Source organism: Kitasatospora sp. NPDC048365 (genome assembly GCF_043200835.1).
Lineage (GTDB): Bacteria > Actinomycetota > Actinomycetes > Streptomycetales > Streptomycetaceae > Kitasatospora > Kitasatospora terrestris.
This window is the reverse complement of record NZ_JBICYJ010000082.1, coordinates 1-18,465: the sequence shown is the minus strand read 5'-3', so window position 1 is coordinate 18,465 and position 18,465 is coordinate 1. Positions and strand designations below refer to the sequence as shown.

Sequence of the window (18,465 nt, the reverse complement as noted above, 5' to 3'; positions counted from 1 at the left end):
CCCCCGCGCCGCCCGCGCGCCCGCCCCCCCCCCGCCCCCCCCCGCCCCCCCCCCCCCCCCCCCCCCCCCCCCCCCCCCCCCCCCCCCCCCCCCCCCCCGGCCCCGTCGTGCTACTCCCGGCAGGCGCCGATGGCGCGGCCGGCCTCGACCGAGGCGCGGGCCGCGTCGCGCTCGCGGATCGCGTCCAGGATCCCGTCGTGGGACACGTAGCGGTCCGCGATCAGCTCCGGCCCGACGTCGTACCGCAGGTGCGCCCGCATGACCTCGCCGAGGTCCGCGTACACCGCCGCCAGCACGTCGTTGTGCGCCGCCGCCACCACCGCCTGGTGGAAGGCCGCGTCCGCCTGGACGAAGTCCTCCGCGTCGCCGGAGTGCCAGGCGCCCTCGCGCCGCCCCAGCGCGGCGGCCAGCAGCTCCAGGTCCCGCTCGGTGCGCCGGACGGCGGCCAGCCCGGCCGCCGAGGTCTCCAGGGTGGCCCGCAGCTCCGCGACCTGCGCCTGGTCGGCGTCGGCGAAGCGCCGGTGCATCACCCCGGCGAGCTCGCTGGTGGCGAGCACGTACGTGCCCGAGCCCTGCCGGATGTCCAGCAGCCCGTTGTGGGCCAGCGCCCGGACCGCCTCGCGCACGGTGTTGCGGGCGACGCCCAACTGCTCGACCAGCTCCGCCTCGGTGGGGATCCGGGAGCCGACCGGCCACTCGCCCGAGGTGATCTGTGCCCGCAGCTGGGCGATCACCTGGTCGGACAGCGGGGTGCGGCGGGTCGTCGACAGCGCCAACGGACTCTCCTCGTGATGTGGTCAGGGCCACCAGAATACCGGTGTACCTGAATTCATCCCATCATTCTATGATGGGGCGCATGCCTACCCCAGCGGCTACCGCCCACCAGACGCGCGCCGAGCGCTCGACGCTCCCCGCCCGCCCGAAGTACGCCGCGTGGCTGCTGATCGCCGCCATCGCGCTCGCCGCGCTCAACCTGCGCCCCGTGGTCACCAGCCTCGGCCCGCTGCTCAAGCAGGTCCAGGCGGACCTCGGGATGAGCGCGACGGTGGCCGGCCTGCTGGCCGCCGTGCCCTCGCTCTGCTTCGCGGTGTTCGGCGTCGCCGCGCCCGCGCTGGCCCGCCGGGTCGGCCCGATCGTGGTGGTCGCGGCCGGCATGGGCGCGATCACCCTGGGCGTGGTGGCCCGCTCCTTCACCGGCTCCACGGCGCTCTTCCTGCTGCTGACCGCGGTCGCGCTGGCCGGCGTGGCGGTCGCCAACGTGCTGCTGCCGGTGATCATCAAGCGGTACTTCCCGGACCGGGTCGGCCCGATGATCGGCATGTACTCGATGGCGCTGTCGGTCGGCACCTCGCTGGCCGCCGCCACCACCGTCCCGCTGACCGACGCGCTCGGCGGCGACTGGCGGCTCGGCCTCGGCGTCTGGGGCGCCGTGGCCGCGGTGGCGCTGGTGGTCTGGCTGGTGGTGGTGCTGGTCCGCCGCGAGCGCGGCGGGCGGGCGGCGGCGCAGCAGGGCGCCAAGCTGCCGATCGTCCGCAGCCGCACCGCGTGGGCACTGGCGCTCTTCTTCGGCCTGCAGTCCACCAGTGCGTACGCCACCATGGGCTGGCTGCCGAAGATCTACCAGGACGCCGGGGTCTCGGCCGGGGCCTCCGGGGTGCTGCTGGCGGTGGTCATGGCGGTGAGCGTCCCGGCGTCGTTCGTGCTGCCGAACCTGGCCGCCCGGCGCGGTGACCAGCGGATCTTCGTGCTGGTGCTGGGCCTGTGCGGGATCACCGGCTTCCTCGGCCTGATGCTGGCCGCGGGCACGGCGTCCTGGCTGTGGGCGGTGCTGGTGGGCCTGTCGATGTGCGCCTTCCCGCTGGCGCTGACCATGCTCGGCCTGCGGGCCCGGACGGCGGGCGGGGTGGCGCAGCTCTCGGCGTTCGCGCAGAGCCTGGGGTACCTGATCTCCATCCCGGGCCCGATCCTGATCGGCGCGCTGTACCAGCACACCGGCCGGTGGTACCTGCCGCTGGGCCTGCTGGCGCTGCTGCTGGTGCCGCAGATCCTGGTCGGCTCCCGGGCCGCCCGGGCCCGGTTCATCGAGGACGAGGCCGTCGGTTAGGCTCGGCGGCATGCCAGTCCTCGACCCGAACCCCACCGACGGCCGGAAGAAGCTGCTGCAGATGCTCGGCCTGATCGCCGCCATCGCGGTGGTCATCTCGATCATCGCGGTCGTCGCGCAGAACATGGGCTGAACGACGGTTGAACGCCGGCCACCCACTCCTGGGGGTGGCAGCTCGCCGGAGCCCGCGCCCGGGCGCGGATTTTCTGCGAAGCTCTGGGAATATGGACGCCGATACGCCCCCTCGTAGGATCATCGTTCTCCGTCACGCCCGGGCCGACTGGCCGAACCAGGTGACCGACCACGAGCGGCCGCTGGCCGACCGCGGCCGCACCCAGGCCACCGAGGCCGGCCGCTGGCTCGTCGATTCCGGCATCAACCCCGACTACGTGCTCTGCTCCACCGCCCTGCGCACCCGCGAGACGTGGAAGCTGGTCGCCCACGAGCTGCCCAAGCGCCCCCGCAAGACGGTCTACGAGGACCGGGTGTACGAGGCCCAGCCGGGCCAGATCATCGAGGTCCTGCAGGAGACCCCGGACGACCACGCCGACCTGCTGCTGGTCGGCCACAACCCGGGGGTGCTCGGCCTGACCCAGATCCTGGCCGGCGACGAGGGCGACCCGGACGCGCTCAACCGGCTGCGGCTCGGCGGCTTCCCGCCGTCCGCGGTGGCGGTGCTCAGCTTCCGGGGGCCGTGGAAGCTGGTGGAGCCCGGCGTGGCCCGGCTCGACTCGTACCACACGCCGCCCACCGAGTAGCGGCGTCCCGGCGATGCCGAAGGGCCGGGGTCCGCGACACGGACCCCGGCCCTTCGGCATCGCGTCACTCGGTCGGGGTGCCGTCCAGGGCGTCGGCCGCCTCGACCTCCTCGCGGGTGATCCCCAGCAGGTAGAGCACGGTGTCCAGGAACGGCACGTTGACCGCGGTGTCCGCGGCCTCCCGGACCACCGGCTTGGCGTTGAAGGCCACGCCCAGGCCGGCGGCGTTCAGCATGTCCAGGTCGTTGGCGCCGTCGCCGATCGCCACCGTCTGCTCCAGCGGCACCTTCGCCTGCTCGGCGAACCGGGCCAGCCAGCGGGCCTTGCCCGCGCGGTCCACGATCTCGCCGGTGACCCGGCCGGTGAACTTCCCGTCCTCGATCTCCAGGGTGTTGGCGGCCGCGAAGTCCAGCCCGAGCAGCTCCACCAGGTGGTCGGTGACCTGGGTGAAGCCGCCGGAGACGATGGCCACCTGGTAGCCCAGTCGCTGCAGGGTGCGGATCAGCGTCCGGGCGCCCGGGGTCAGCCGGACCTCGGCGCGGACCTTCTCGGTCACCGAGGCGTCCAGGCCGGCCAGCAGCGCCACCCGGGCGCGCAGCGACTCGGCGAAGTCCAGCTCGCCGCGCATCGCCGCGGCGGTCACCTCGGCCACCTTCTCCTCGCAGCCGGCGTGCGCGGCGAAGAGCTCGATCACCTCGTCCTGGATCAGCGTGGAGTCCACGTCCATCACCACCAGGCGCTTGGCCCGGCGGTGCAGACCGGCCTGCACCACCGCGATGTCCACCCGCTGGGCGGCCGCCTCGGTGGCGAGCAGGGCGCGCAGCTCCTCGGTGGCGACACCGGAGACGGCCAGCTCCACGGCGGTCACCGGGTACTTGGCGAGCCGGAAGACGCGGTCGATGTTGCCGCCCGCCTCGGAGATCCGGCCGGTCAGCGCGGCCACCGCGGTGGCGGTCAGCGGGTGGCCCAGGACGGTGACGTGCGAGCGGCCCTCGCGGCGCGGCAGGTTGTCGCCGAGGCCGGAGATGATCTCGGCCTGGAGCTTGAACTCATCGGCCCAGCGGTGCACGGTCACCCGCAGGGCGCCCTCGGCGCCCGGACCGGGCGGGGGAACGACCAGCGCGCACAGCGTTATCCGGCCACGGGTGACCATCTGCTCGATGTCGATGACCTCGACACCGAACGCGCCGAGCGCGGCGAACAGGCCCGCGGTGATGCCCGGACGGTCCTTGCCGAACACCTTCACCAGCAGGGTGCGCTCGTCGGTCCGTGGCGGCTGCGGGGCGGGGAGGGCCTCAGCGGCCGGATCAGTCGCATTCATGGTGCCCCCCACGCTACCCGGCCACCCGCCGGGGCCACGTCACCCGTCCGCCCCGTGGGACATCCCGTCCCCCGTCCCGTCCCCCCAGGTGGGGTGCTCTGTTGCCACCCGGTCACAGTCGGCGGGCCGGACTTTCACCCGTGCCGTCGCGACTGGAATGATTCCGAGCGTCAGATGAAGGAACACCCGGGGGACCGGAGAGCGGGGCGGGCGGACAGTTGCCGCAACTCGTACTTGAGATCGACGGACGGCAGCGGGTGCTCGAGCCCGGCCGCGCCTACAGCATCGGGCGGGATCCGAACGCGGACTTCCCGTTCGACGACGCCAGGGTCTCCTGGCGGCACGCCAGCGTCACCTTCGACGGGGCCAACTGGCAGTACACGGACCATGGTTCCACCAACGGGACGTTCGCCGAGGGGGTCCGGACGCAGCAGCTGCCGGTGGGCCCCGGCACGGTGATCCACCTCGGCAACGGGCAGAACGGCCCCCGGCTGGCGTTCCTCGCCCCGGCCGCCGCGCACCAGCTCGGCATCCACGAGGCGGTCACCAGCCGGGCCAACGCGCCCGCGCCGCCGCAGCCCCAGCCGCAGGCCTGGGAGGCCGCCGTCCAGGCGCCCCCGCCGAACCAGCCGCCGGCCCACCCGCCGGTCCGCCAGCAGTGGGACGCACCCACCCCGCGGCCCGGCTTCCCGCAGCAGCAGGGTGTCCAGGCGCAGCCGCAGCCCGTGGCCGGCCTCGGCAACCCGACCATGGTGCGCAGCCTCACCGCGGGCATGCGCACCATCCGGATCGGCCGTGCCCTGGACAACGACATCGTCGTCTCCGACCTCCAGGTCTCCCGCCACCACGCCGAACTGCGCCAGCTCCCGGACGGCCGCTGGGAGATCGTCGACCTCGGCAGCCACAACGGGATCTTCCTCAACGGTCAGCCGGTCACCCGGCAGCTGATGGGGCCGCAGGACCGGCTCACCGTCGGCCACTCCTCCTTCGTACTGGTCGGCGACCAGCTGCAGGAGTTCGTCGACACCGGCGCCGTCACCTTCTCCGCCCAGCACCTGACCGTCGAGGTCGAGCACAAGGGCGGCAAGAAGATCCTGCTCAACGACGTCTCCTTCTCCGTCCCGGAGAAGTCCCTGATCGCCGTGATCGGCCCGTCCGGCTCCGGCAAGTCCACCCTGCTGCGCGCCCTCACCGGCTACCGGCCCGCCGACCGCGGCGACGTGCTGTACGACGGCCGCAACCTGTACCGGCAGTTCGCCGAGCTCCGCTCGCGCATCGGCCTGGTCCCGCAGTCCGAGATCCTGCACAAGGAACTCACCGTCCGCACCGCCCTCAAGTACGCCGCCCGGCTGCGCTTCCCCGGCGACACCGAGGCCGCCGAGCGCGAGCGCCGGATCGACGAGGTGCTGTACGAGCTGCGCCTCGACAAGCGCGCCGACAACCGCATCACCGCCCTCTCCGGCGGCCAGCAGAAGCGCGTCTCGGTCGCCCTCGAACTGCTCACCAAGCCGTCGCTGATCTTCCTCGACGAGCCCACCTCCGGCCTCGACCCGGGCATGGACCGCGAGGTCATGCAGACCCTGCGCGGCCTCGCCGACGACGGCCGCACCGTCCTCGTGGTCACCCACTCGGTCGCCGAACTCGCGCTCTGCGACCGCCTCCTGGTGATGGCCCCCGGCGGCTCGGTCGCCTACTTCGGCCCGCCCGCCGAGGCCCTGCACTTCTTCGGGTACGAGACCTGGGCCGACGTCTTCCAGGCCTTCGAGAACTACCCGGACCACGACTGGGCCGGCCGCTACCGCAACTCCGTCCACCACCAGCAGTACTCCGCCAACGCGGACGCGGCCGCCGTCCAGGCGCAGCCCAACGTGATGACCCGGATGCTGCCGCCCAAGCCGCAGAGCTGGGGCTCCCAGCTGTGGACGCTGATCCGCCGCTACATGTCGGTGATCGCCTCCGACAAGGGCTTCATCGCCCTGTCGGTGCTGCTGCCGCTGGTGCTCGGCGCGGTCTCCACCGTGATCCCGGCCAAGCACGGCCTGGCGGCCGGCGACGGGCCGCTCGGCCGCAACACCATCGCCGCGATGATCCTGCTGGTCGTCGCGTTCGGCGCCTGCCTGTCCGGCGCGGCCAACTCGGTCCGAGAGCTGATCAAGGAACGGGCGATCTACGAACGCGAACGCGCCACCGGGCTCTCCCGGTCCGCGTACGTGATGTCGAAGATCATCGTGCTCGGCGCGATCAGCTTCCTGCAGGGCGCGATCATCGCCGGGATCGCCTTCGGGTTCCGCAAGCTGCCCACCGAGGGCCTGGTCCTCACCCACGCCCCCGCCATCGAGATGGGCGTCGGCGTCGTCCTGCTCAGCTTCACCTCGATGATGGTCGGCCTGGTCATCTCCTCGCTGGTCAAGACCGCCGAGAAGACCATGCCGCTGCTGGTCATGTTCGCCATCGTCCAGCTGGTCTTCACCGGCGCGATCTTCCAGGTCTTCGACAAGCCCGGCCTGGAGCAGCTCGCCTGGCTGATGCCCGGCCGCTGGGGCGTCGCCGCCATCGGCACCACCCTGGACCTCGCCCACATCGCGCCGGTCGTCCAGCAGAAGGAACCCCCGATCGACACCCTCTGGGACCACTCGGCCGGCATCTGGTTCCTCGACTGCCTCGTCCTGGTCCTGATCTCCACCGCCCTGGCCTTCCTCATCCAGCGCCTCCAGAAGCGCCACGAGCCCGAGGTCATGCAGAAGGGCTGACCCCTTCCCCCACCCCCGACGACGGGCGACCCCCACCACGGGCGTCGCCCGTCGCCCTTTCCCCGAGAGGCCGCGCCGATGCCCCTGGCAGCCATGGAACAAGCCCTCCCCGCTCTCCGGGCCGGCCGCACCGCCCGCGCCGTCGACTGGGAGCTGATCGACCGGCTGATCGGCGTGCGCCACCCCGCCGACCTCCGCGAGCTGGCCGGCCGCTACCCCACCCTGTCGTTCGGCGAGTACCTGCTGATCGGCCTGCCCGACCCCGGGCGGGAACGGGAGTTCGTCGAAGGCCATCGCGGGTCCATGGAGCTGCTCGCCGAGTACATCGCCGAGGGCCAGGTGCCGCCCCGCTACGGGAGCGACCTGGTCCAGCTGGGTTCCACCATCGACGGCGACGTCCTGTGGTGGTGGCCGGCGCCGGAGCGGGTCGTGGTGATGGGGCACGGCGGCGGGTGGTGGGAGTACGACCTCGGCGTGGTCGCCTTCCTGACCGAGGTGTTCGCCGGGCGGCTGGACGTGCCGGTGTTTCCGCGGGCGGCCGAGGAGTGGGGTCAGGACGTGGGCTTCCACGGGGAGTAGGGCGCTGGTCGCAGGTCCGTGGACCGACGCGGGGGGTTCGGGGGCGGCGGTAGCGTGAGGGGATGGGGTGCGAGAAGGAGTCCGGGTGCGATCCGTCGCTGGCGGGGATCGAGGCGGTGAGTGCCGCGGTGCTGGCGATGAGCCGGCACCTGGAGGTGCGGGAGGTGCTGCGGCGGATCACCGCGTCGGCGCGTGAGCTGCTGGGCGCGGAGTACGCGGCGCTGGGGGTGCCGGACGACCACGGCGGGTTCGCCCAGTTCGTGGTGGACGGGGTCAGCGACGAGCAGTGGCGGGCGATCGGGCCGCTGCCGCGCCAGCACGGGGTGCTGGCGACGATGCTGCACGAGCTGACGCCGACCCGCCTCACCGACGTCCGCACGGCGGCCGCCTTCGAGGGCTGGCCCCAGGCGCACCCGGAGATGACCGACTTCCTGGGCATGCCGATCGTGGACGACGGCGAGATCGTCGGCGCCCTCTTCCTGGCCAACAAGGACGGCGGCTTCACCGACCACGACGAGGAGCTGCTGCGCATCCTGGTCGCGCACGCCGCCCTCGCCCTGGCCAACGCCCGCCTGTACGAGCGCAGCCGCGAGCTCACCCTGGCCGGCGAGCGCTCCCGGATCGCCCACGACCTGCACGACGCGGTCTCGCAGAAGCTGTTCTCGCTGCGGCTGACCGCCAAGGCCGCCGCCACCCTGGTGGACCGCGACCCGGCGCGGGCCCGCGCCGAGCTCGCCGAGGTCGCCAAGCTCGCCGCCGAGGCGGCGGACGAGCTGCGTGCCGTGGTGATCGAACTGCGCCCGGCCGCACTGGAGGAGGACGGCCTGGTGGCGACGCTCGCCAGCCAGGTCCAGGTGCTGGACCGCGCGCACAGCGCCACCGTCACCTTCACCGCGGACGGCGTCCGCGCGCTGCCCGCCGCACAGGAGTCGGCCCTGCTGCGGGTCGCCCAGGAGGCACTGCACAACGCGCTGCGCCACGCCGGCGCCGAGGCCGTCACCGTCCGGCTGACCGGCACCGACCGGCGCGGCGCCCGGCTGCGGATCGCCGACGACGGCCGCGGCTTCGACCCGGAGTCGGTCCGCCGGGCGGGCCGGCACCTGGGCCTGGTGTCGATGCGGGACCGCGCGGAGGGCGTCGGCGGCCGGCTCACCCTGGATTCCGCCCCCGGTGCGGGGACGGTCGTCGAGATGGAGGTCCCCGGTGCCTGACTCCGTGCCCCCGATCCGTGTGCTGCTGGTCGACGACCACCAGGTGGTCCGCCGCGGCCTGCGGACCTTCCTGGAGGTGCAGGACGACATCGAGGTGGTCGGCGAGGCGGCGGACGGCGCCGAGGCGGTCGAGCGGACCACCGCCCTGCGGCCGGACGTCGTGCTGATGGACCTCAAGATGCCGGGCGTGGACGGCATCGAGGCGCTCAAACTGCTCAAGGAGCAGGGGGCCGCCGCCCGGGTGCTGATCGTCACCAGCTTCACCGAGCACCGCACCATGGTGCCCGCGCTGCGGGCCGGCGCCGCCGGGTACGTGTACAAGGACGTCGACCCGGAGGCGCTGGCGGGGGCGATCCGCTCGGTGCACGCCGGCCACGTCCTGCTCCAGCCGGAGCTCGCCGAGGCGCTGCTCTCCGACGACGGCCCGCGCGCCCCGCAGGGCCGCGGCGGCACGCTCACCGACCGGGAGCGCGAGGTCCTCGGCCACATCGCGGACGGCCGCTCCAACCGGGAGATCGCCCGCGCCCTGCACCTGTCGGAGAAGACGGTGAAGACGCACGTCTCCAACATCCTGATGAAGCTGGACCTGGCGGACCGCACCCAGGCGGCGCTGTGGGCGGTCCGCCACCAGTCCGCCGGCGGACCGGTCTGACGGTCAGCGGGGCTCGTCGACGAAGGAGTTGTAGGCGGCGACCTGCGCCCGCCGGGCGGTGCGCTCCAGCGGGGCCAGCGCCTCCCGCCGCGCGGCCATCTCGGTCGCGCTGACCGCGGCGCCGTGCCCGCCCGCGGCGATCCCCAGCAGCGCGGAGACCTGCCGGGCCGACTCCAGGACGCGCACCGCCCGCTGCCCGTACCCCGGGGCGAGCACCTCGCTGTGCCCGCGCCGCCGGTACGTCTCCAGCGCCTTCAGCGCCTCCGGTCCGGCGCCCGCCACGTCGAGCCGCACCAGCAGCCGGGTGGCCTCCCGCAGGCCGTCCGCCAGCTCCCGCTCGGCCTCGTCCAGCGACGGCACGTCGGCCGGCAGCGCGTCGTTGACGACGTGGCACTGCCACAGCACCCGCACGCCGCGGTCGCCCTCCGGCCCGTACCGCTCGACCTCCGGCACCAGGGCCAGCGGCACCCCGACCGCCAGCACCGCCTCCCCGGCGCCCATCGCGGCCGAGTTGAACGAGGTCGGGCCGGTCAGTCCCAGCGGGTGGCCGGCCACCGGCAGGGCCAGCCGCAGTCCCTTCACCCCCTGCACCCGCAGCCGGCCGAGCGCCCAGGTGAGACCGTGCACATCGCCCGGCGCGTCCCCGGGAAGACCGGTCACCCGGTGCGCGTCGTCGGTCCCGGCCACGGCGGTCGCGGCGTCGTCGGGCGGCGCGAACCCGCCCAGCAACGCGTTGCCCCAGGCGGTCAGACGCCCGGAACGTGTCTCGTGGTACGGATTGTCGGCAGCAGAACCCAGCATCCCGCCAGCCTACGGACAACCCGCCCAACCGTGTGGCGTAGGTTTGGCTCGACATTTCTGCGTTGGGGAAGGCATTGGGCATGAGCGACGTGCTGGAGCTGGTGGACGTATCCGTTGTGCGGGATGGATACCCGCTCATCGACCACGTCTCCTGGTCCGTCAAGGAGGGCGAGCGCTGGGTCGTCCTCGGCCCGAACGGTGCCGGCAAGACCACGCTGCTCCAGGTCGCGTCCAGCTTCCTCTTCCCCACCTCGGGCAGTGCCTCGCTGCTCGGCGAGAAGCTCGGCGGCGTCGACGTCTTCGAGCTGCGCGCCCGGATCGGCCTGGCCAGCGCCGCGATGTTCGACAAGCTCCCCGCCGACCAGACCGTGCTGCAGACCGTCCTCACCGCCGCGTACGGGATGACCGTGCACTGGCAGGAGACCTACGACATGACCGACGAGGCCCGCGCGCTCGCGCTGCTCGACCGGCTCGGCATGGCGAAGTTCACCGAGCGGAAGTTCGGCACCCTCTCCGAGGGCGAGCGCAAGCGCACCCTGATCGCCCGCGCCCTGATGACCGACCCCGAGCTGCTGCTGCTGGACGAGCCCGCCGCCGGCCTGGACCTCGGCGGCCGCGAGGACCTGGTCCGCCGCCTCGGCGCCCTCGCCCAGGACGAGTACGCGCCGTCCATGGTGATGGTCACCCACCACGTCGAGGAGATCGCACCGGGCTTCACCCACGTGCTGATGATCCGTCGGGGCAAGGTGATGGCGGCCGGCCCGATCGAGACCGAGCTGACGGCCCGCAACCTCTCGCTCTGCTTCGGCCTGCCGCTCACCCTGGAGCGCCACGGCGACCGCTGGTCCGCCCAGGGTCTGCCGCTCGGCTGAACACCGGACCACGGCCCACTGAACAACTGAACTGCCCTGAACCCGGGACCGGTCGCACATGCGGCCGGTTTCCGTCGCTCCACCTGCGGGAAGCCACACGGCGAGACCGTTCCCCTCCCTAGGATGGACCCCGTGGAAAGCTGGATCTGGTGGCTCCTCGCCGCCGTCGGCCTGGGCATCCCGCTGGTGCTCACCGCGATGCCCGAATTCGCGATGTTCGCGATCGGCGCCGGTGCGGCCGCCCTCACCGCCGGGCTCGGCGGCGGGGTCGTGCTGCAGTTCCTGGTGTTCGTCGCGGTGTCGGTGGCGCAGTTGGTGTTCGTCCGGCCGATCGCCTACCGCCAGCTCAAGCAGGCACCGGGGATCCGGACCGGGGTCGAGGCGCTCGTGGGCGCCACCGCAGTGGTACAGGAGAAAGTCGACGGGGAGGGCGGGCGGGTCAAGCTGAACGGCGAGATCTGGTCGGCCCGTGCGCTCCACCCGGGTTCGGTGTTCGAGCCGGGGCAGCAGGTCGACGTCGTCGAAATCCAGGGCGCCACCGCCCTGGTCGTCTAGGGGAGAAGCGTTGGAACCCGTCCTCATCGTGCTGGTCGTCCTGGTCGTGGTGGCCTTCATCGCGCTGATCAAGACGATCCAGGTGATCCCGCAGGCCAGCGCCGCGATCGTGGAGCGCTTCGGCCGCTACACCCGCACGCTCAGCGCCGGCCTCAACATCGTGGTGCCGTTCATCGACACCATCCGGAACCGGATCGACCTGCGCGAGCAGGTCGTCCCGTTCCCGCCGCAGCCGGTCATCACCTCGGACAACCTCGTCGTCAACATCGACACCGTCATCTACTACCAGGTCACCGACCCGCGGGCGGCCACCTACGAGGTCGCCAGCTACATCCAGGCGATCGAGCAGCTGACCGTCACCACGCTGCGCAACATCATCGGCTCGATGGACCTGGAGTCCACCCTCACCTCGCGCGAGGTGATCAACGCCGGTCTGCGCGGCGTGCTGGACGAGGCCACCGGCCGCTGGGGGATCCGGGTCAACCGGGTCGAGCTGAAGGCGATCGAGCCGCCGACCTCCATCCAGGACTCGATGGAGAAGCAGATGCGCGCCGACCGTGACAAGCGCGCCGCGATCCTCACCGCCGAGGGCGCCCGGCAGGCCCAGATCCTGCGCGCCGAGGGCGAGAAGCAGGCCGCCGTCCTGCAGGCCGAGGGCGAGGCGCAGGCCGCCGTGCTCAAGGCCGACGGTGAGGCTGCCGCGATCCGGACCGTGTTCGAGGCCATCCACGAGGGCGACGCCGACCAGAAGCTGCTCGCCTACCAGTACCTGCAGACCCTGCCCGAGCTGGCCAAGGGCGACGCCAACAAGCTGTGGATCATCCCCAGCGAGGTCGGCGACGCACTCAAGGGCCTCGGCGGTGCCTTCCAGGGCGTGACCGGCGGCGGCAACGGCGCGGCTCCCGCCGCCTCCCGCGTCCCGGTCGACCCGGCGGCCGGCCCGCGCCCGGTCGACACCGACAAGCAGGCCGCCCGCCCGCGCGTCGAGCCGACCCGCGAGTACCCGAAGATCGACCCCGAGTAGGCCGCATCCGATCGAAGGGCCCGTCACCCCACCGGGGTGGCGGGCCCTTCGCCGTCGGGGGCGTTCCGGATCCTGGATGCCACTGGCCCGCGAGGGTCTCCTTCCGGCATGATCCACGTGGCGCGACAGGACCGATGGAGGGATTCACGCATGACGCTCTGGGAGGCGGCCGCCGTCCTGCTGGCCGGCGTCGCCGCAGGCACCATCAACACCATCGTCGGCTCCGGCACCCTGATCACCTTCCCGGTACTGCTGGCCGTCGGCCTTCCCCCGGTCACCGCCAACGTCTCCAACACCTTCGGCCTGGTCCCCGGCTCGCTCTTCGGCGCCCTCGGCTACCGCGCCGAACTGGTCGGCCAGCGCCGCCGCCTGCTCCGCCTGGGCACCGCCTCGATGATCGGCGCGCTGATCGGCGCCGCCCTGCTGATCGCCCTGCCCAGCAAGGCCTTCGCCGCGATCGTCCCGGTGCTGATCGTGATCGCCCTGGTCCTCGTCGTCATCCAGCCGCGCGTCGCCCGCGCGATGGCCGCCCGCCGCGCCGCCGGCCGCTCCACCGGATCCGCCGACGGCGGCCCGCTGCTGATCGCCGCGGTCGGCCTGACCGGCGTGTACGGCGGCTACTTCGGCGCCGCCCAGGGCGTCCTGCTGCTCGCCATCATGGGCATGCTGCTCGCCGACGACCTGCAGCGGATCAACGCCACCAAGAACGTCCTCGCACTGATCGCCAACGGTGTCGCCGCGATCTTCTTCCTCTTCACCTCCACCATCGACTGGACCGCGGTCGTCCTGATCGCCCTCGGCTCCGCCGCCGGCGGCGTCATCGGCGCCCGGCTCGGCCGGCGGCTCCCGCCGACCGTGCTGCGCGCGGTCATCGTGGTCGTCGGCCTCGCCGCCGTCACCCGCCTGCTCTTCTTCTGAGCCGATCTGACCCCGGATCAGCCCTCCCGCGCGGTGTCGCGCCGCCCGGACCCCGCCGCGTTCCTATGCTTCGGACGGACGGACGGACGGACGCACCGCCACCTGAACCGGGAGAGCAGCATGAGTCGCGATCGACTGACCGAGGACCAGATCACCGCCGGGCTGGCCGACCTGCCCGACTGGCAGCGCGAGGGCGACTCGATCGCCCGCACCGCCGAGACCGCGAGCTTCCCCACCGCGATCCGGGTGGTCGACGCCGTCGCCGTCGAAGCCGAACGGCTCGACCACCACCCGGACATCGACATCCGCTGGCGCACCCTGCGGTTCGTCCTCTCCACCCACAGCGCGGGCGGCCTCACACCGCTCGACCTCCAGCTCGCCGGCTTCATCGACCGGACCCTGGCCACCACGACGCCATGAGATGCTGGCAGCTTGCCAGAAGCAGTCGGACGGACGGAACGCATGGCTCAGGAACCCTCCTCGACCTCCGGCCAGGGGTACCCGCAGCAGGGGTACGACTACCAACAGCCCTGGTACCCCCAGCAGCAGCCGGAGCCGCCCGCCGAGACCTGGAACGGCGCCTACCAGCAACAGCCCGACCCGCAGTACCAGCAGGACGCGTACGGCTACCAGCAGCCCGCCGCCACCGGATACCCCGCCACCGGCTACCCCGCCACCGGCTACCCCGAGGGCTACGCCGCCGGGTACGACCAGCAGCAGCTGTACGCGCAGCCCGGCAGCGACCAGCAGGCGTACGCCCAGCCCGGCGGTGACCAGCAGCTCTACGCGCAGCCCGGCACCGAGCAGTACGCGTACACCGAGCAGCAGGCCTACACCGCGTACCTCCCGCAGCAGCCCGAGGCCCCCACCGAGGCGTCCGCCGCCCCGGCCACCGAGCCGGGCGCCGCCGATCAGCCGGCCACGCTCTCCCCCTACACCGTCACGCCCCGCGGCGAGGACGGACCGGACGAGCGCCCCGCCCGCCGGCCCGACTCGCTGCTCGGGCGCGCCAAGGCCGCGGCCGGGGCCGTCGTCTCCGGCGACGGAGCCCCCAGCCGCCGCGCCTTCGCGATCCGGGCCGGTGCCGGCGTCGCCGCCCTCGCCGTCCTGGTCACCGCGGGCATCCTCGCCACCGGCGACGACGAGAAGCCCGCCGCCACCGGCGACACCGGCCCCGTCACCCAGAACATCGCGGTCGCCCACGACAAGGCCTGGACCGCCACCCCCGCCGAGGCACCCGCCGCCGGCACCGACGACACCCTCACCGGCAGCTGGCTGCTGGCCGATGCCGTCGTCCGCGCCGACGCCACCGGCGTCCGCGCCTACAGCCTCGCCGACGGCAAGCCCACCTGGACGCTCGCCCCGCCCGCCGCCGGCGCCGTCCCCTGCGGACTCTCGCCGACCGTCAACGCGGCCGGCCTCGGCGCGGCCGTCTTCCGTCCGGCCGCCGACCCCAAGAGCCCCTGCACGGTCGTCGCCGCCGTCGACACCAAGGCCGGCAAGACGACCTGGACCAAGGGCCTCTCCGACATCAAGGAGAACTACGGCGCCCACGTCGCCGTCACCGACGAGGCGGTGCTCGCCGTCGGCGACGACAAGGCCGCCGCCTGGGCCGCCGCCGACGGCAAGGACCTCTGGCAGTACGCCGGCCAGGGCAAGTACTGCACGCTCGCCGGGAACGCGAGCGGCAAGACCGTCCTGCTGCACAGCAGCTGCGCCGACTCCTCGCCGGTCGACCAGGCCGTCGCCCTCAACGCGGCCGACGGCAAGGTCAGGTGGTGGCGCGGGCTGAACAACCAGCCCAAGACCGTCACCGTGCTCTCCGCCGAACCCGCCGCCGTCCTCACCACCGGCGCCCAGCCCGGCGACGACCGGATCTTCGCCTGGGGCACCGACGGCGACCCCGCGGCCGAGATCCCCGTCGCCGTCGACGGCGGCCGGCTCGACGCGGCCCGCGGCAGCTTCGACGCGATCCCCGGCGTCTACTTCCACGAGCACACCCTGCTGGCCGCCATCACCTCGCCCGAGGGCACCACCGGCGCCGTCGCCGCGTACGACCTGGCGACCGGCAAGCCGTTGTGGAAGACCCCGATCGCCGAGAAGGGCAAGGCCCGCCCGGTCGGCCTCGACGGCGGCGGACTGCTGCTCGCCGTCGACGAGCGGGTCGACCAACCCGCGCACATCAGCCGCTTCGCCCTCACCGGCGGCCAGGAGACCCAGGGCGGCGCGTTCCAGCGCGGCACCGGCTCCCAGCTCTCGGCGGGCCGGCTGCTGAGCGGCGGCGGCAAGGTGGTCTCGGTGCCCGAGCACTCGACCAACTTCGGCACCGCCACCGCCTTCTCCAGCAAGGGCTGAGCCCCGCCGGACATGAAGTGGGCCCGACCTGTCCCCTGTGCAGGTCGGGCCCACTGGCCTGTGTACGGTCCTCAGGCGGTGGCCGGCAGCCAGGCCGCCAGCTCGCCGAGGTCCTTCTCCTTCAGTCCCAGCGCCATCATCAGCGTGGCCTCCGGCGTCGGCTCGAACGGGCGGCTGAGCAGCTTCATCCCCGCCTGCTCCGGTGTCCGGTCCGCCTTGCGCTGGTTGTCCTCCGAGCACGCGGCCACGGTGTTCAGCCAGCTGTCCGAACCACCCCGCGACCTCGGCTGCAGATGGTCGACGGTGGTCGCCCGCCGCCCGCAGTACGCGCAACGGTGCTGGTCCCGGACCAGCACCCCGCGCCGCGACCACGGCGCGTGTTGTCGGAACGGCACCCGCACGTACCGGTTCAGCCTGATCACCCGGGGCACCGGAAGCGAAACCCCCGTACCGCGCACCACGCTCAGCGGATGGGCGTGCTCGACCACGGCCTTGTCCTGGAGCACCAGGACCACGGCACGCTTCAGCGACACCGTCGTCAGCGGTTCGTAGCTCGCGTTCAGTACCAGCGTGTTGCGCATTCCGGGCCACCTCCAGACCACACCTCCCCGCCGCACGGCGGTGGGACCACTGTGAACGCGCGGGCGAGGCTGAACAACGGAATTTCCGTCCGCCCACCGGGCTGCACGAAAACCCGCTGGCCCGGAGCGCGTAGGCTCTACCCCGCTGGACTCGTCCAGGCGGCGGGCCCGAAGGACCGGGCCGACCACGCCACCGGACACCCCGACCGAAGGAGACGCGGGACCGTGACCGACATCGTCGACGAGCTGCGGTGGCGCGGGCTGATCGCCCTGTCCACCGACGAGGACGCACTGCGCAAGGCGTTCGCGGACGGCCCGGTCACGTTCTATTGCGGCTTCGACCCGACCGCCCCCAGCCTGCACCTCGGCAACCTGGTGCAGATCCTCACCATGCGCCGCCTCCAGCAGGCCGGAAACCTCCCGCTCGGCCTGGTCGGCGGGGCCACCGGCCTGATCGGCGACCCCAAGCCCACCGCCGAGCGGGTCCTCAACGACCCCGAGACCGTCGCGGCCTGGGTCGACCGCCTGCGCGGCCAGATCTCCCGCTTCCTCGACTTCGAGGGTGACCACGCGGCCCGCATGGTCAACAACCTGGACTGGACGTCCGGCATGTCGGCGATCAGCCTGCTGCGCGACGTCGGCAAGTACTTCCGGGTCAACAACATGATCGCCAAGGAGGCCGTCGCCCGACGGCTCAACTCCGACGCCGGCATCAGCTACACCGAGTTCAGCTACCAGATCCTCCAGGGCATGGACTTCCTGGAGCTGAACCGCCGCTACAACTGCACCCTGCAGACCGGCGGCAGCGACCAGTGGGGCAACCTCACCGCCGGCACCGACCTGATCCGCAAGGCCGACGGCAAGTCCGTGCACGCGCTCGCCACCCCGCTGATCGTCAAGGCGGACGGCACCAAGTTCGGCAAGACCGAGTCCGGCACGGTCTGGCTCGACCCCGAGCTGACCACCCCGTACGCCTTCTACCAGTTCTGGCTGAACGCGGACGACCGCGACGTCTCCAACTTCCTGCGGATCTTCTCCTTCAAGTCCCGCGAGGAGATCGAGGAGCTGGAGCGCGAGACCGCCGAGCGCCCCGCCGCCCGCCTCGCCCAGCGCGCCCTCGCCGAGGAGCTCACCACCCTCGTCCACGGCGCCGAGCAGTACGAGCGCGCCGTCGCCGCCTCCAAGGCCCTCTTCGGCCAGGGCGACCTCGCCGACCTGGAGCCGGCCACCCTGGCCGCCGCCCTCGCCGAGGTCCCCAAGGCCACCGTCGCCGAGCTGCTCCCGGTCGTCGACCTCCTGGTCGAGAGCGGTCTCGCCCCCAGCCGCTCCGGCGCCCGCCGCACCATCAAGGAAGGCGGCGCCTACCTCAACAACACCAAGGTCACCGACGAGGAGGCCGCCCCCACCGCGGACGACCTCCTGCACGGTCGGTGGCTGGTCCTGCGCCGCGGCAAGCGCAACCTCGCCGCGGTCGAGGTGACCGCCGGCTGACGCCGCAACCGGTTTTCGACGACGGACGGCATGTCAGTCGGCCGAAAACACACCCCAGTTGACGTGCCACGCCACGAACGACAGGCCGGATCCAGCCAGATCCGGCCTGTCGCGTTTGACTCGATCGTGACGGTGACCTAACGTAGTCCGAGTCGCCTGAACCGGCCGAGGCCGGAGGGCGGAACCCCCCGAACCCTGACGAGCGATTCGTCGTGCCCCCATTCGAAAATTCGAGCGGGAAATGCGATCGGAAAACTCTGCTAGAGTTCGGGAGTGCCGAAAGGCAAAAGCAAATCGGATCGAAACTCCGGAAAACGGAGCGGAAAACGTCTGATAAGCTGGAAACACGAAAGAACGAAGCGCCCGGAGGGCCCGCTGGAAGGCGGTCCGAAGGAAGTGTCCGTTCCTTGAGAACTCAACAGCGTGCCAAAAGTCAACGCCAGATATGTTGACATCCCCGGCCTCAGATTCTTCTGGGGTTGGAGATTCCTTT

Annotated in this window: 18 protein-coding genes; 14 read left to right on the top strand and 4 right to left on the bottom strand. The window is 72.6% G+C overall.

Annotated features, from left to right (window positions below; translation table 11 throughout):
- Positions 1–110 precede the first annotated feature (110 nt).
- On the bottom strand, positions 111–776 hold the full coding sequence (locus tag ACGFX4_RS40415; RefSeq protein WP_393086050.1) for a FadR/GntR family transcriptional regulator: 666 nt from the start codon (positions 774–776) through the stop codon (positions 111–113).
- 80 nt (positions 777–856) lie between these two features.
- Between ACGFX4_RS40415 and ACGFX4_RS40410 the strand changes: the two genes are divergently transcribed.
- The 3 genes from ACGFX4_RS40410 (at position 857) to ACGFX4_RS40400 (ending at position 2,862) form a co-directional block, all read left to right on the top strand.
- On the top strand, positions 857–2,104 hold the full coding sequence (locus ACGFX4_RS40410) for an MFS transporter (protein ID WP_393086048.1): 1,248 nt from the start codon (positions 857–859) through the stop codon (positions 2,102–2,104).
- 10 nt (positions 2,105–2,114) lie between these two features.
- Positions 2,115–2,237, top strand: coding sequence for an SGM_5486 family transporter-associated protein (locus tag ACGFX4_RS40405; RefSeq protein WP_345699551.1), 123 nt, complete (start codon positions 2,115–2,117; stop codon positions 2,235–2,237).
- 91 nt (positions 2,238–2,328) lie between these two features.
- Positions 2,329–2,862: a SixA phosphatase family protein gene (locus ACGFX4_RS40400; RefSeq protein WP_393086045.1), complete on the top strand. Its 534-nt coding sequence runs from the start codon at positions 2,329–2,331 to the stop codon at positions 2,860–2,862.
- A 64-nt stretch (positions 2,863–2,926) separates the two neighbouring features.
- On the opposite strand, the gene serB is transcribed toward ACGFX4_RS40400, so the two are convergent.
- Positions 2,927–4,183 (bottom strand): phosphoserine phosphatase SerB, encoded by a 1,257-nt coding sequence (serB, locus tag ACGFX4_RS40395; RefSeq protein WP_393086043.1) that lies wholly within the window; start codon positions 4,181–4,183, stop codon positions 2,927–2,929.
- Between the two features lie 218 nt (positions 4,184–4,401).
- Between serB and ACGFX4_RS40390 the strand changes: the two genes are divergently transcribed.
- The 4 genes from ACGFX4_RS40390 (at position 4,402) to ACGFX4_RS40375 (ending at position 9,375) form a co-directional block, all read left to right on the top strand.
- Positions 4,402–6,933 (top strand): FHA domain-containing protein, encoded by a 2,532-nt coding sequence (locus ACGFX4_RS40390; RefSeq protein WP_393086041.1) that lies wholly within the window; start codon positions 4,402–4,404, stop codon positions 6,931–6,933.
- A gap of 93 nt (positions 6,934–7,026) precedes the next feature.
- On the top strand, positions 7,027–7,512 hold the full coding sequence (locus ACGFX4_RS40385) for a hypothetical protein (RefSeq protein WP_393086039.1): 486 nt from the start codon (positions 7,027–7,029) through the stop codon (positions 7,510–7,512).
- A 62-nt stretch (positions 7,513–7,574) separates the two neighbouring features.
- On the top strand, positions 7,575–8,723 hold the full coding sequence (locus ACGFX4_RS40380; RefSeq protein WP_393086037.1) for a GAF domain-containing sensor histidine kinase: 1,149 nt from the start codon (positions 7,575–7,577) through the stop codon (positions 8,721–8,723).
- Positions 8,716–9,375, top strand: coding sequence for a response regulator (locus ACGFX4_RS40375; RefSeq protein ID WP_393086035.1), 660 nt, complete (start codon positions 8,716–8,718; stop codon positions 9,373–9,375). Before ACGFX4_RS40380 ends, ACGFX4_RS40375 begins: the two co-directional genes overlap by 8 nt.
- A 3-nt stretch (positions 9,376–9,378) precedes the next feature.
- Here the strand turns inward: ACGFX4_RS40375 and ACGFX4_RS40370 are convergent, their stop codons facing one another.
- Entirely contained in the window at positions 9,379–10,176 is a 798-nt protein-coding gene (locus ACGFX4_RS40370; RefSeq protein WP_393086033.1) for a hypothetical protein, read from the bottom strand.
- A gap of 80 nt (positions 10,177–10,256) precedes the next feature.
- On the opposite strand from ACGFX4_RS40370, the gene ACGFX4_RS40365 reads away from it, so the two are divergent.
- The 6 genes from ACGFX4_RS40365 to ACGFX4_RS40340 all read left to right on the top strand — a co-directional run bounded on the left by ACGFX4_RS40365 (position 10,257) and on the right by ACGFX4_RS40340 (position 15,900).
- Positions 10,257–11,048 (top strand): ABC transporter ATP-binding protein, encoded by a 792-nt coding sequence (locus ACGFX4_RS40365; RefSeq protein ID WP_393086031.1) that lies wholly within the window; start codon positions 10,257–10,259, stop codon positions 11,046–11,048.
- Positions 11,049–11,171: 123 nt separating this feature from the next.
- Positions 11,172–11,603, top strand: a complete 432-nt coding sequence (locus tag ACGFX4_RS40360; protein ID WP_393086029.1) for an NfeD family protein — start codon at positions 11,172–11,174, stop codon at positions 11,601–11,603.
- 10 nt (positions 11,604–11,613) lie between these two features.
- Positions 11,614–12,627 (top strand): SPFH domain-containing protein, encoded by a 1,014-nt coding sequence (locus tag ACGFX4_RS40355; protein ID WP_345699560.1) that lies wholly within the window; start codon positions 11,614–11,616, stop codon positions 12,625–12,627.
- A 150-nt stretch (positions 12,628–12,777) separates the two neighbouring features.
- Positions 12,778–13,545, top strand: a complete 768-nt coding sequence (locus ACGFX4_RS40350; RefSeq protein ID WP_393086026.1) for a sulfite exporter TauE/SafE family protein — start codon at positions 12,778–12,780, stop codon at positions 13,543–13,545.
- 120 nt (positions 13,546–13,665) lie between these two features.
- Complete coding sequence (locus ACGFX4_RS40345; RefSeq protein ID WP_393086024.1) at positions 13,666–13,965, top strand: 4a-hydroxytetrahydrobiopterin dehydratase; 300 nt, start codon at positions 13,666–13,668, stop codon at positions 13,963–13,965.
- A 42-nt stretch (positions 13,966–14,007) separates the two neighbouring features.
- Complete coding sequence (locus ACGFX4_RS40340; RefSeq protein ID WP_393086022.1) at positions 14,008–15,900, top strand: PQQ-binding-like beta-propeller repeat protein; 1,893 nt, start codon at positions 14,008–14,010, stop codon at positions 15,898–15,900.
- Positions 15,901–15,971: 71 nt separating this feature from the next.
- Here the strand turns inward: ACGFX4_RS40340 and ACGFX4_RS40335 are convergent, their stop codons facing one another.
- Positions 15,972–16,481, bottom strand: coding sequence for an HNH endonuclease (locus ACGFX4_RS40335; RefSeq protein WP_393086020.1), 510 nt, complete (start codon positions 16,479–16,481; stop codon positions 15,972–15,974).
- Positions 16,482–16,706: 225 nt separating this feature from the next.
- On the opposite strand from ACGFX4_RS40335, the gene tyrS reads away from it, so the two are divergent.
- A complete protein-coding gene (gene tyrS / locus ACGFX4_RS40330) occupies positions 16,707–17,972 on the top strand; it encodes a tyrosine--tRNA ligase (protein WP_393086018.1) in 1,266 nt (421 codons plus the stop codon).
- The last annotated feature ends 493 nt before the right edge of the window (positions 17,973–18,465 follow it).

What these genes read in the sequence shown, in the direction of transcription:
- ACGFX4_RS40410 (WP_393086048.1), top strand. Translation starts at nt 857, where the DNA reads ATGCCTACCCCAGCGGCTACCGCCCACCAGACGCGCGCCGAGCGCTCG.
- ACGFX4_RS40405 (WP_345699551.1), top strand. Translation starts at nt 2,115, where the DNA reads ATGCCAGTCCTCGACCCGAACCCCACCGACGGCCGGAAGAAGCTGCTG.
- ACGFX4_RS40400 (WP_393086045.1), top strand. Translation starts at nt 2,329, where the DNA reads ATGGACGCCGATACGCCCCCTCGTAGGATCATCGTTCTCCGTCACGCC.
- serB (WP_393086043.1), bottom strand. Translation starts at nt 4,183, where the DNA reads ATGAATGCGACTGATCCGGCCGCTGAGGCCCTCCCCGCCCCGCAGCCG.
- ACGFX4_RS40385 (WP_393086039.1), top strand. Translation starts at nt 7,027, where the DNA reads ATGGAACAAGCCCTCCCCGCTCTCCGGGCCGGCCGCACCGCCCGCGCC.
- ACGFX4_RS40380 (WP_393086037.1), top strand. Translation starts at nt 7,575, where the DNA reads ATGGGGTGCGAGAAGGAGTCCGGGTGCGATCCGTCGCTGGCGGGGATC.
- ACGFX4_RS40370 (WP_393086033.1), bottom strand. Translation starts at nt 10,176, where the DNA reads ATGCTGGGTTCTGCTGCCGACAATCCGTACCACGAGACACGTTCCGGG.
- ACGFX4_RS40365 (WP_393086031.1), top strand. Translation starts at nt 10,257, where the DNA reads ATGAGCGACGTGCTGGAGCTGGTGGACGTATCCGTTGTGCGGGATGGA.
- ACGFX4_RS40360 (WP_393086029.1), top strand. Translation starts at nt 11,172, where the DNA reads ATGGACCCCGTGGAAAGCTGGATCTGGTGGCTCCTCGCCGCCGTCGGC.
- ACGFX4_RS40350 (WP_393086026.1), top strand. Translation starts at nt 12,778, where the DNA reads ATGACGCTCTGGGAGGCGGCCGCCGTCCTGCTGGCCGGCGTCGCCGCA.
- ACGFX4_RS40345 (WP_393086024.1), top strand. Translation starts at nt 13,666, where the DNA reads ATGAGTCGCGATCGACTGACCGAGGACCAGATCACCGCCGGGCTGGCC.
- ACGFX4_RS40340 (WP_393086022.1), top strand. Translation starts at nt 14,008, where the DNA reads ATGGCTCAGGAACCCTCCTCGACCTCCGGCCAGGGGTACCCGCAGCAG.
- ACGFX4_RS40335 (WP_393086020.1), bottom strand. Translation starts at nt 16,481, where the DNA reads ATGCGCAACACGCTGGTACTGAACGCGAGCTACGAACCGCTGACGACG.